General features: G+C 46.5%; 6 protein-coding genes. 3 read left to right on the top strand and 3 right to left on the bottom strand.

The window, feature by feature from the left end:
- Positions 1 to 233: 233 nt before the first annotated feature.
- A complete protein-coding gene (gene ftsH2 / locus Q5691_RS20250; RefSeq protein ID WP_333082514.1) occupies positions 234 to 2,120 on the bottom strand; it encodes an ATP-dependent zinc metalloprotease FtsH2 in 1,887 nt (628 codons plus the stop codon).
- Between the two features lie 322 nt (positions 2,121 to 2,442).
- Between ftsH2 and Q5691_RS20245 the strand changes: the two genes are divergently transcribed.
- A complete protein-coding gene (locus Q5691_RS20245; protein WP_333292449.1) occupies positions 2,443 to 3,525 on the top strand; it encodes a ParM/StbA family protein in 1,083 nt (360 codons plus the stop codon).
- 20 nt (positions 3,526 to 3,545) lie between these two features.
- The gene (locus Q5691_RS20240) at positions 3,546 to 4,064 is read left to right on the top strand and encodes a hypothetical protein (protein ID WP_333346627.1); all 519 of its coding nucleotides are present in this window, start codon (positions 3,546 to 3,548) and stop codon (positions 4,062 to 4,064) included.
- Positions 4,065 to 4,253: 189 nt separating this feature from the next.
- Here Q5691_RS20240 and Q5691_RS20235 read toward each other — a convergent pair whose 3' ends face one another.
- Positions 4,254 to 5,162 (bottom strand): hypothetical protein, encoded by a 909-nt coding sequence (locus Q5691_RS20235; protein WP_333346624.1) that lies wholly within the window; start codon positions 5,160 to 5,162, stop codon positions 4,254 to 4,256.
- A 239-nt stretch (positions 5,163 to 5,401) separates the two neighbouring features.
- Positions 5,402 to 6,799 carry a magnesium transporter gene (gene mgtE / locus Q5691_RS20230; protein ID WP_333311579.1) on the bottom strand — a complete coding sequence of 466 codons (1,398 nt, stop codon included), beginning with the start codon at positions 6,797 to 6,799 and terminating at the stop codon, positions 5,402 to 5,404.
- A 1,153-nt stretch (positions 6,800 to 7,952) separates the two neighbouring features.
- On the opposite strand from mgtE, the gene Q5691_RS20225 reads away from it, so the two are divergent.
- Positions 7,953 to 13,445 (top strand): PAS domain S-box protein, encoded by a 5,493-nt coding sequence (locus Q5691_RS20225; RefSeq protein ID WP_333346620.1) that lies wholly within the window; start codon positions 7,953 to 7,955, stop codon positions 13,443 to 13,445.
- The last annotated feature ends 19 nt before the right edge of the window (positions 13,446 to 13,464 follow it).

Here is a 13,464-nt window from a genome sequence, read left to right as displayed (position 1 = left end):
GGTCTGACCAGTTTTTTTTCAACAATTCTCTAAAAGCCTCTTGACAAAAGACTTACAGTCTTAACTTGTCACCAATGTATAGCAGGAGGAAGAAGTTTCTTTTGACTCGGCGGTTGAAACCGCTGCTACACAGACAAAACCCGCCTGCGCGGGTTGAATTTCTTCAGTCCGCGCAGGCGGACTTTGTTTGTGTAGCAGCGAATTCTATTCGCCCTCAATATTCACTCTTCTTTTTAAAGTTGAGGAACGTATTGTTCTTTTTCAGGAACAAAAGTGTATTCAGAGACGATTAGGCGCAACTCTTCGCCGTCGATGGTTTCTTTTTCGATCAACAAATCGACTAAGCGATCGATCACAGTGCGATTTTCGCGAATAATTCGGCGCGCGTCGTCGTAGCAGTGATCGACAATCGATCGAACTTGTCCGTCAATCCGAGAGGCTATTTCTTCGGAATATTCCGATCGCGCTGTGTAGTCGCGGCCGAGGAAAATTTCGCTTTGCTGAGCTTCCAGGGCGATCGGGCCCAAGGTAGACATCCCGTAGCGAGTCACCATTTGCCGTGCCATACCGCTGACTTGCTGCAAGTCGTTGCCGGCACCGGTGGTTACTTCGGCATCTCCGAAAACTACTTCTTCGGCTGCGCGGCCACCCAAAGCACCGCTAATCCGGGCTAAAATTTGCGATCTTGAAATCAAACCTTGGTCTTCGCTGGGCATGAACCAAGTCAAGCCGCGGGCCTGTCCGCGAGGAACTAAGGTAACTTTTTGAACGGGATCGTGGGCTTGAATAATTGTACCGACGATCGCGTGGCCGATTTCGTGGTAAGCAATCAAGCGCTTGCTCTTGCTGTCCACCAAAGGAGTGCCTTCCATACCTGCTACCACGCGATCGACTGCATCGTCAACTTCGAGCATCGTAATCGCTTCTTTCCGGCGGCGGGCGGTTAAAATCGCAGCTTCGTTGAGCAAGTTAGCCAAATCAGCGCCGGTAAAACCAGGAGTGCGGCGGGCGATGGCGTCCAAAGAAATCTCCGGAGACAATTTCTTGTTGCGCGCGTGAACTTCCAAAATTTCCAAGCGGCCTTTAATATCCGGCGTATCTACGCTAACTTGGCGGTCAAAACGTCCCGGACGCAGCAACGCTGAGTCGAGCACGTCGGGGCGGTTCGTAGCAGCAATGATGATAATGCCAGTATTGCCCTCAAAACCGTCCATTTCGGTCAGCAACTGGTTCAGGGTTTGTTCCCGTTCGTCGTTACCGCCGCCGATACCGGCGCCACGCTGGCGGCCCACTGCATCGATTTCATCGATAAAGATGATGCAAGGAGCATTTTCTTTAGCTTTCTTGAACAAGTCCCGAACGCGGGAAGCGCCGACACCGACGAACATTTCCACAAATTCCGAACCGGAGATGCTGAAGAAAGGCACGCCGGCTTCGCCTGCGATCGCTTTTGCTAGCAGGGTTTTACCAGTTCCGGGAGGGCCCACTAGCAGCACGCCTTTGGGAATCTTCGCCCCGACTGCGGTGAAGCGTTCGGGTTTTTTGAGGAATGTCACCACTTCTTGTAGTTCTTCTTTGGCTTCCTCAACGCCTGCTACGTCGTCGAACAGTACGCCTGTTTTAGCTTCCATTTGAAAGCGAGCTTTGGATTTGCCAAAGTTCATGGCTTGGCCAGGGCCCCCTGGCACGTTGCCACCGCGGCGGAAGAGGAAAAACAGGCCTCCTACTAACAAGAGGGGAAATACTAGATTGCCTAAAAGTCCCCAGACAGCACCGTCGTTGCGTAGTGGGTGAGTGTCGAAGCTGATTTTGGAGTCTCTGAGCCTAGAAACCAGTTCCGGGGCATTTGAGGGCAAGTCTACCCGCCACCGCTGCTCGTGATTGTCCAGTTCGGGATCGACTGCTAGGACAATAGCCGTCCGACCTCCGTCGTAAAGGTCAACGCTGGTCACTCGACCGGCGTTTAAGTAATCTAAGAATCTACCGTAGCTCAGGCGGGTGCTGGCGGTGTTCTTGCTCATTTCTGCCGGGGATGGGGCAAAGGCTCCCTGCCACAAGAAAAAGCCGATGACTAAGGCGGGTAAAGTCCAAAGTAGTATAGTTCGCCAAGAAATTTTCATAAATGCGGATGCCTTGAATTGGGGACAGATCGGGTAAGATCGCGGTGTCGGAGAAGTGCGACAAAAGTTTACACTCAGAATCTTAACTAAATTTAACTTAACAATGCACTCTCAGGCAACAGAGCTTCGAGGACGATCGCTCCAGAAAAAGTTAGGTTAGTTACGGTAAGGGCGATCGTCCCGAATATAATATTTGGTGCTGATTTCGATACCGATCTAGGTAGAGTTAGAAGAATCGCCGCAAAACCCACTGTCTTTAAGCGTGGCAGTGTCAAGGGATAAGGCATGATAATGGTGAGGCTCAGTGAGGTAACACATTTCAATGACAACTAGACAGCTTGTTCCTAATTCGGCTATGCTGACCCAGCAGACTAAAGTCGCTTCTAACAAATCGATTATTAGTGCTGATTTGGGTCGGACGGCAACTAAAGCTTGCGTGAGTCGCAACCCGAGTGGCGTTGTTTTCATCCCTGCCAACGTGGCTACTATGCCCGTGGAAAAGGTTCGGGGTGGCAGCTTTGAGTCCAAAGCAACAGACCCTCTGTTGGATATGTGGCTGGAGTACCAGGGCAGGGGTTACGCGATCGGCCAATTGGCTGCTGATTTTGGCGCTAATCTCGGTGGCGCTGACCAGTCGAAAGTAGTAGATGCTTTGGTTAAGGTCTTTTCCTGTGCTGGATATTTCCAGATGAAGGGCGAAATAGCAGTTGTGCTGGGTTTGCCGTTTTATTCGCAGGATCAGTTTGAGAAGGAAAAGGAAGAGATTATCAGCCAACTGCGTTCTCCCCACGTTGTGGTGTACCGGGGCGAGCGTGTGGATATTAACATCAGTCACGTTTGGGTAATGCCGGAAGGGTTCGGCAGCCTGATTTGGTGTGAGGCTCAAGATAACAAGGAGTTTACGCCGGAGTTGCCGGAACTGTCGGTGGCCGTTGTGGATATCGGACACCAAACTACCGATTTGTTAATGGTCGATCGTTTCCGGTTCGCCCGGGCGGCTTCAAAGAGCGATTCCTTCGCAATGAACAAGTTCTACGAACAAGTTGCCTCAAAGATTCCGGGAGCAGACCCTCAATCTCTGTCTTTACTGGAAGCGGTGAATAAACCCGAAGGCCAGCGTTTTTACCGTCCCAGAGGAGCGACTAAGCCGACTAATTTAGATCCGATTATTAAGGATTTGCGCGAGGCTTTCGCTAACGAACTGTCCGAACGTTTGGTGCAGTGGCTGCCGGAACGTGTGACGGATGTGGTTCTGACTGGCGGTGGCGGCGAGTTTTTCTGGGAGGTTTTGCAACCTTTGCTTAAAGACGCCAATCTTAAGGCTCACTTGGCTCAGCCTTCCCGGAAAGCTAATGCTTTGGGACAGTTTATTTATGCTGAGGCTCAGCTAGCCACGATAAAGTAACGCATTAAGGCTTGAACCCTATGGCACTGTGGGCAAAAAATAAGGCGAATTTCTCGGTGGCGTTTACGGAAGATGCTGCGGATCAAACTTTGCTGGCCGCTATTGAAAAAGAGTTGGCTTTCACGAAGTATCAGACTTTCAGCAATCTCTGCAAGCAAGCTTTGTGGCAGTTTTTGTCTGTATCTGAGTCTGCTAGCTCTACACAGAGCTTTCAGCGGTTGGAACAGCGTATTGCTGAACTTGTGGAAAAATTTGCTGAGTTTGAGCACAATGTTTCGGCAGAGGAATTAAGCCGTTTGGAGGGACTGGAACATCACCTGAGTCAACTGGGCGCCCAGTTGGATCAGTTGCAGGGGAGTGTTAACAGTAAGTTTGCTCAAGTTTCTTTTGCCCCAGTTTCAAAAGTAGTAGAGCCTGGCCCGATTGAGTCTGAATCTGTGGCGGATGATAATGTAGTGTCTGATGCTGAAGTTGCTCCTCCTCGGAATTCCGATCCTTTGTTGGAGCGTTTAAGTTCTTTGTTACCCCAAGATTTCTAAAATCAGGTAGACCCAGGCTAAAAAGCCTTGAGATGTAATGTTAGTGGCCCGCTGTTGGCAGCCGGTACTGAATACAGAAACAAAGCGATCGCTCTTTTGAAAAAAAGGGCGATCGCTTTGTTATTTGTCAGTTGTCAGTTGACTGTTGACTGTTGTCTGCGGTTACAAATTACAAATTACCAATGATTATTATTCGATTAATCCTAATTTTTGTAAGCGCGAACGAATGGCCCCAGATTGTCGCTGAAATTTCTTTGCTAATTCACCAATTGGTTGACCGCTAGCATATTCATTCTTCAACTTCTCATCTTCTTCCCGACTCCACTTGACATAAGCTCTGGGATACTTATGGCGAATTTTCTCAACATCGTAGGTTTTAGGTCGAGCGGCCTTATTTGGCTCGGCAGAACTCTCTGGTTGAGAATTGCGATCGCCCACTGCTTCTTGCACGCGGTTGGGAATCGAAGCAATTTCTTCTGAAAGCTCAGCCAAAGCATTGTCTACTTTTTGCTGAAGTTCTGTTAGCTGCCGCTGCTGCAAATTTCCCCACTGCGGCAGTTCGTTGATAAACTGCTGCAAGTCCAGAATTATTGTGGTCAAAGTTTCGACTTGTTGCAACTCTGGTCGCTGTTTGAATTGGCGGCTAGTGAGTTCTATCTCGCTTTGAATCATTTTAATAGTTTTTTCTAAAATTATTAGTCGCTGGCGCAGGTTCTCAATGGCTGAAATTAGAGAGTGTACGTTTTCTCCAGGCGCAACATTGAGATTTTCGCGAGATGTTTGAGCAAGAGCTTCGTCTAAAGCATTTACAGCCAGTTGCAATTGCTCGATCGCGCGATCGGTAGTAGCTGCTTGTTGATTTACGCGATCGAACGTGGCCGCCGTACTTGCTTTAACTTGCTTGTGCAGCTTCTGCCGATTCACAAAATTCAACACCAACGAAATCACTACAGGCACTTGAGCATAAACGCTCTGCCCCCAAACCAAACTAGCAGCCAATCCCACAGCAGAGGCAGCAATAAAAACCACTTCAGCAGTTTCTAACAAATTGCTGGACGTGGGATTTTGGATTTTGGTGGGTGAATTGGATGATGACATAGGCTAATACCATTTTAGATTTTAGATTTTAGATTTTAGAGGGGGAATGACTGATGAGGCTCGGAGTTTGGATCGAGTGCCTATAGTTGCATTCTTTTTTTCAACTGGTGCAAGTATGCGGATAAAAATAAAGTACGCGCGACGGCAGATATCCGGTATGTAATCGCACGTAAACCCCGAATTTAGCAGTGGTGAAAAACAGATTAAGTTTTTTATTCACAGCCATCTAATTAAATATATTAAAGCTGCAAAATTAGTCGAGCTAAAGTGAAATAAATCAAGACCCCAAGGACATCAACTGCGGTGGTAATAAAGGGAGCAGACATTAAAGCGGGGTCTAAACCCAAAGAACGAAATAGAAACGGCAGAGCTGAACCGGCAATAGAAGCTAAAATTGCGATCGCAAACAAACTCACTCCCACCGCGAGTGCCACTGCTAAACTCCCTTGCAAAGTATAAGCCCAGCCCGTCGCTACAGTCCCCAATATAGCTCCTAGCAGCGCTCCCGCCATCCCCTCGCGAACAATTACTTGAAACGGCCCCATTGCTGTAATTTCATCAGTGTTCAAACCGCGAATTACAACTGTTGAGGACTGAGCTCCGACATTGCCTCCAGTGCCAGTCAGCAGGGGAATAAAAGCTGCTAAGGCGACTACTTGGTTCAAAATATCTTCTTGAGCTCTAATAATTGCGCCGGTGACAGTATTAGTTAAAAGCAGAACAAACAGCCACACGACCCTTTTCCGGGCAACAGTGATTAAATCGGTCTGAAAATAATTGTCGCCGCCGGACTGGACGCCGCCCAAGGTATAAATATCTTTGGCTGCTTCTTGTTCTAAAATATCGATCGCGTCGTCAACTGTAATGATCCCGACCAGCCGCTGTTCGCGGTCTACAACGGGCACAGCTAAAAAATCGTAACGCTGGATCAGCCTAGCTACTTCTTCTTGATCCGTTCCTGTTTGAACAGAAACTACGTCGCGGGTCATAATTTCGCCTACAGTTTTGTCGAGGGGCGAAGTGACTAAATCCCGCAGGGATAAAATACCGGTCAAGCTGCGTCCGGCGTCGGTGACGTAAAGAGAATAAATTGTTTCGGTAGTTTTAGCCAAAGAGCGAATTCTGTCTAAAGCTTGGGCGACGGTAAAGCTTTCTTTGAGAGAAATATATTCCGGGGTCATGATCCGACCGGCGGTACTGGCTTCGTAGCCCAAAAGTTGGGCCGTGGCTTCTCGTTCCGTCGGGCTTAATTCACCCAACAGACGACGGACTAATATTGCCGGCAGTTCGTCAAAGAGTTTAGCTCGATCGTCCGGGGACATTTTGTCTACAATGTCAATGACTTCTTGGCGTTTGAATTTTTCGCAGAGGGACTGCTGAACGCTGGAGTCGAGATACTCGTAAACTGCGATGGCTTCGTCTTTGGAAAGCAAGCGGAAAGCTATTACTTGCATGGTTTCTGGCAGGCCTTCGATAGCTTCAGCTATGTCTGCTTCCTGCACCGGGTGCAAAATCGCTTTTGCTCCTTTAAAGTCTCCTTCTTCCAACAGGGCCCTTAACTGCGATCGAACTAATTCCCGCAGTTCTTTTCGCGCGTAGGTGGGTAGAGAAGACGATTGATAACTTTTTTCTGTCACTGATGACCCTCCTAAACCTGTGCTGCGCGCCTTCCTGAATCCAGTTTAGAGCCTATTGACGCCACTGGTTGCAGCGATCGGACTTGCCCTGACAATATCCACACCTGACCCCTATTCTTCTGGTGCGCGCCCAGTATCTTGCCCGATTTGTTGGGTTCAAATACATTTATCTTGATCGGCGACACTCATCGTTAGGAAAGGAGAATTTCGCCCGATCACTTTTTACGACAGGTTCGTCGAACTTTGATTGCGAATATAATTATTGACTGTTTCTTTCCATTCAGTGTCGCTTGCTGGCAAGATTATGCCGTAAGAAATGCAGGTTAAAGGCTTCTCCGGTATAACTGAATATTGGCTTGGAGTTAAACCCTATTTCAGCGCTTCTCCTACTAAGAGCCTTCCGTCGCTAGCGAAGGTATCGATTGCTCCTGATACCGCATCTTCTAGACCAGACTGCCTGCCCGCGATACCTTCATACAAAGGCGTAGGGCTAAGATTTAGACTCTCATATCAAATCAAGGAACAGGGAACAGGAAAATGATTTTATGTAGGAATGGGTCTCAAAAGCTCCATCGGAATAGTGTAGAATTATCACACAAAAGATGTGACATTACAAGGTGCGTATTGTGGGATAAAAATTCTTTTCGCTTTTAATTTTGTTACGGAATGTTTAAACTTGTATCTTTTCCTTAACCCTTTTATATTCTTTACCAAATCTTTATTTTTTTTCTCTAGAGTCTTGTTATCGTTGCTTCAAGCGAGCTTACAGCACTTTGCAACAAGAGTGAAATACCCCTTAGTTAAAAAATAGGTCTTTATGACATACTGCCCCTGCTGCTCGAATCAAATGCTCCGTCACGTTCGCCAGCATCAAATCTACTGGTTTTGTCGCCAATGTTGGCAAACAACACCTATTTACAATCTGAACAGATGTTGCTCATCGCCCTCTCTAAATCTAGTTAAAGGGCTAGGGCTTAATGAACAACATTCTTTGCCGGTGAAATCTAATAGCTCACTGGAGGAGGTATAAAGTTTAGATATTGTCTTATGCCTAACTGGTTTTCACGCTCGAAACTTTTTTTATTGCCTCATTAAATTACCCCACTCTAGCCCAAGAAAGGGAATACACATCTATTCATTTATCGCTTGATTTATGATGATACCTCGACTCAAGGGAATTATAACTTTATGCCAAACACCACTTAAACGATTGCTACCTCTTTTGCTTGGTGTGGTGGCCTCTCTTGGTGTTTTATTTACGTGGCAACAGCTAACCATCAACGGACAAATTCACATTGAGCAGTTAATTCAGCAGGAAGCCAATGCGATTCAGTCAAAACTGACCGAAGAATTATCAATTCGGATGCTGACACTTCGACAAATGGCGAATCGCTGGGAAGCCAATGGCGGTACACCAAATGCTCTTTGGGAAGCCGATGCTGAGGCTTATGTAAAGGATTTCTACGGTTATCAGGCGATCGCATTAGTCGATCCATCATTTAAAGTGCGATCGATTGTGCCACTGGCTGGGAATGAGGCAGCGCAAAACCTAGATCTTAATCGGGAACTGCGTCGCAAAATCACTTTGCAAGTGGCTCGTGATTTGCGTCAACCTATATTAACTCGCAATGTTTCCCTCATTCAAGGGGGTCAAGGATTTCTAGCAAGTTTTCCGGTATTTGTAGGGGAGCGGTTTGATGGGTTTATTGTCGGAGTTTTTAAGTTTAAAACTCTATTTGACAGTATTTTAAAAGTGCTTCCTGGGTACAAGGTGGCTATATATGATGGCACACAATTGATCTACGGTCAAGAGCTTTCATCTCATTATTCACTGCATAAAACAGTTGTAATAAGAGCCTATAGTGCCGAGTGGCGAGTAGATATTTATCCAAACTTATTATATTTAGTAGAAAAGGAAGATTTTTATTTGCCAACAATTGTGTTAATTGGTGGCTTAATTTTAGTGTTGCTGCTAATTTTGGTCGTGTATCTCGCACAAGTTAGTTATGGCAAAGTCGATAAATTCAAAAAAGTAAATCGCCAGTTGCAGTGGGAAATTCACCAACGACAACGGGCCGAAATTGGGATCGCTCGACTAGCTGCGATCGTTGAATCTTCGGAAGATGCCATTCTTAGTAAAGATTTAGAGGGTGTAGTTACAAGTTGGAATGTAGGAGCCGAAACAATTTTTGGCTATACAGCGGCAGAAATAGTAGGGCAATCAGGGAGAAAACTGATTCCCGCAGACTATCGAGATGAGGAAAACGAAATTCTCACCAAAATCCAGCGAGGAGAACGCATCGAACACTACGATACAAAGAGGCTGAGGAAAGATGGAACATTAATCGATGTCTCGATGAGTGTCTCTCCCATTAAAGACCAAGTAGGGAATATAATTGGAGCCTCAAAGATTGCCCGGAATATTGCTGACCGCAAACAAGCAGAAGCAGCACTACGTGAAAGTGAAGAACGCTGGGAACTGTCTGTACGCGGGAATAATGACGGCATTTGGGATTGGAATGTTCAAACCAACGAGGTCTTCTTGTCTAGTCGCTGGAAGGAAATGCTGGGCTATGAAGACCATGAAATCCAAAACATTGTAGACGAATGGGCTAATCTGGTACATCCCGATGATTTGGGATGGGTGATGCAAGCCGTTCAAGACCATTTTGCCAAGAAAACTCCTTTTTATATCACAGAACATCGCGTTCGCTGCAAAGATGGTTCCTACAAATGGATTTTGGATCGCGGTCAGGCATTTTGGGATGATGCAGGTAACGTAATTCGGATGGCTGGCTCTCACACCGACATTACCGAGCGCAAGCAAGCTGAAGTTGCTTTACAGGTCAGCGAAGCCAGGTATCGCCAATTAATCGATAACTTAAATGCAGGTTTTGTGATTCATGCGACAGATACCAGCATTCAATTATGTAATGAAAGAGCTGGTGAATTACTAGGGCTTTCAATGGATCAAATGCTGGGAAAAACTGCGATATCTCCGGCCTGGCATTTTGTGCGGGAAGATGGCAGCGTGATGCCCCTAGAGGAATATCCGGTAAATCAGGTTTTATCCAGTGGAAGTTCCCTCAAAAATTATGTTTTAGGAATCAAAAAAGAAATTGATGGTTGTGCTTGGGTATTAGTTAATGCCTACCCAGAGTTCGATCAAAACGGTAAAATCCTACAAGCTGTAGTTACGTTTATTGATATTAGCAAGCGCAAAAAAGTAGAGCTGGAAATCCAGAAAACTCGCAATTTCTTACAAGCACTGCTGGATCATCTACCGCTCGCAATTTTTGTTAAGGACGCAGAGCCTAAACGATTTGGCGTATTCCAGTTTTGGAATAAAACCAGCGAACGGTTATTTGGCATCTCAGCCGAAAACGCGATCGGCAAAAGTGGCTATGATTTTTTCCCAAGAGAACAGGCTATCTTTTTTGATCAAAAGGATAGAGAAGCTTTTGAAAAAGGTAAGACCGAGGATATTGCTGAAGAAATCATTGACAGTCATAGTCTGGGAAAATGTTGGCTGCATACGGTGAAGATTCCCATTTACGACGAACAGCATCAGCCCCAGTACCTACTTTGTTTTTCAGAAGACATCACCGATCGCAAACACGCAGAAGCAGAGCGTAGAGAAATGAGTGAGGTAATGCAAAATGCGGTGTCCGGCATTTCCAAACTGGATGTACAAGGACACTACTTATATGTGAATAAAGCTTATGCTGACATGACAGGCTATCAGCCAGAAGAAATGATCGGGATGTCCTGGGAAAAAACCGTACACCCCGATGAGTTGAAAAAACTGGTTGCAGCCTATTGTCTGATGGTGCAAGAGGGCAGAGTTGAAGTTGAAACCAGAGGGATTCGTAAAGACGGTTCGGTTTTTTATAACCAATTAGTGATGATTTCAACTTACGACGAACAGCACCAATTTATGGGGCATTACTGCTTCATGAAAGATATTAGCGATCGCAAAAAAGCCGAACTTGCACTAGAACAGGAACTCTTGCGGAGTAAAACCTTCTTCAACACTTCCCTGGACGGTGTTGTTGTCATGGATTCCGTCGGAAAAGTTGTCCAAGCTAGTCCCAGTTTTGCTCAAATGCTGGGCTACACCCTAGAAGAAACCCTGAATCTGAATCTGTTTGATTGGGATGCTGAATGGACGAGGGAAGAACTACAACTTATGCTCCAGAGAGAGGAGGTTATTCCGCTGTTTGAAACGCGACATCGCCGCCAGGATGGTTCTGTATATGACGTAGAAATTAGCTGGAACCGGGTGGAATTACAAGATGAGATGATGAACTTCTGTATCTGTCGAGATATTAGCGATCGCAAACGCAACGAAGCGGAACGCCAACAAGCAGAACAGGCACTCCGAGAGAGTGAAACTCGCTTCCAAGCCTTCATGAATCACAGCCCTGCCTCTGCCTGGATTACCGATGAAAATGGTGTAATGCTTTATGCCAGCCAGACTTATCTCAATACCTTCGATCTACCCACTGACAATGTGATTGGAAAGTCCCTTTTTGAACTTTACCCCGCCGCCATCGCCCAACAATTTCTAGACAATATCCAAACCGTTGCTCACACCAACGAGCTAATTGAAACGATTGAGATTGCGTCCCGTCGAGATGGAACCCTGGGTGAGTTTCTGGTTTACAAATTTCTCATCCCCGACTTATCTGGGCAAATGCTAGTAGGTGGTGTGGCGATCGATGTGACACGACAACATCAAGTGGAAACCGCTTTACAACGCAGTGAGGAACGCTTAATGCTGGCACTAGAAGCCTCTGGAGATGGACTATGGGATTGGAAAATTGAAACTGGAGAAGTTTACATTAATTCCTACTACCAGGAGATGCTGGGCTACAAGCCCGGTGAGTTGGTGATGGATGTGAACGTGTGGGAACAGATGATTCATCCTGATGATACATTGTGGGTTTTTGACGCTCTCAATCGTAACTTGCAAGATAGCTCTCTCAAATATGCCTTTGACTATCGTGTGCGTTGCCAGTCAGGCGAGTGGAAGTGGATCGCTAACTACGGGAAAGTCGTTGCCTACGATGAACATGGTAAGCCTTTACGGATGATTGGAACGCACAAAGACATCAGCGATCGCAAACGTAAAGAACTGGCACTGCAGCACGCAATGGAAGCAGCAGAAGCAGCGAACTTGGCAAAAAGTACCTTCCTAGCCAATATGAGCCACGAATTACGCACTCCTCTCAACGTAATTCTAGGATTTGCTCAGGTGATGGCCCATGACTCCTCCCTAACTCCCAACCAAAAACAAGATCTGCAAACAATTCGACGGAGTGGAGATCACCTCTTGAGTTTGATTAACGATGTGTTGGATCTCTCGAAAATTGAATCGGGACACTGCACAGTTGAAGACAGCGGATTAGACTTAATTGCGCTGCTGCATTCCCTCCGAAATATGTTGGCGGAACGAGCAAGTTCTAAAGGACTTGACCTTTGTTTCGAGATTGCGCCAGAAGTTCCCCAATTTATGCTTGTCGATGCTCAAAAACTGCGTCAGGTTTTGCTCAATCTGCTGAGTAATGCCATCAAATTTACCGATCGGGGAAGCATTACTTTGCAAGTCAGTATAGAGGCGAACGGTACAGGGGCATTAACCACAACTCGGCCGATTCTCCAGTTTGTAATCGCTGACACAGGTGTAGGGATTGCATCGGTTGAACTCGATACTATCTTCGATGCGTTTGTGCAAGCCCAAGCTGGGAAGCAATCGATCGGCGGTACGGGGCTAGGTCTCACCATTAGTCGCAAATTGTTGGAACTCATGGGCGGAAAAATTTCTGTTAGCAGCACTCTGGGAGAGGGGAGTACCTTCACCTTTACCCTTCCCGTCAGCCCGATCAGTGGAGTTAATGTTACACCCGAAGAGAATAATCGCCTCGTGATTGGGCTGGCTCCCTGTCAAGGGGATCATCGCATTTTGGTGGTTGATGATCAAGCAGAAAATCGCTTGCTAATGGTCAGATTACTGACACAATTAGGATTAGAGGTAAAAGAAGCTACCAACGGACAGCAAGCTGTGCAGATTTGGCAACAATGGCAACCAGACCTAACCTGGATGGACATTCGGATGCCCGTGTTAGATGGATACGAGGCTACGAAGCAAATTCGGGCAATGGAAGACGGACCGAACAGTATCATTATTGCACTTACGGCCCAGGCTTCCCAGAGCGATCGCGCCCTCGCCTTGGCTGCTGGCTGCAACGACTACATCAGCAAGCCGTTCCGGGAACAGACCCTATTTCTTAAGATGGCGGAATACCTAGGCTTAGAGTATGTATATCAGGAAGAGGAAACAGAAAAAGGGGAACGGGGAACAGATTGTTTTCCTTCTTATTTCTGTTCTGTTGCCTCTTCCGTGTCAGATTCCCTCGATCCAATGCTTCTGGCGACATTACCAAAAGTATGGGTGGTTGAGTTGGAAGATGCTGCTTTATGTGGGGATGATGTTGCGATCGTTGAACTGGTAGCTCAACTTTCCTCAGAACTCACTCAATTCGGTACTCATCTGACGGAACTCGCCAACCAGTATCAATTTGAGAAAATCATTAATCTAATTCGAGGTAATTTCCCAAGTGGAATTCCTCCATTGGATTTATAAGCTGTTGTGCAGTTAAACG

Source organism: Microcoleus sp. w1-18aA5, from assembly GCF_036701705.1.
GTDB lineage: Bacteria > Cyanobacteriota > Cyanobacteriia > Cyanobacteriales > Microcoleaceae > Microcoleus.
Note: the sequence above shows the minus strand (reverse complement) of the source record. Positions and strands in the feature narration are given on the sequence as shown.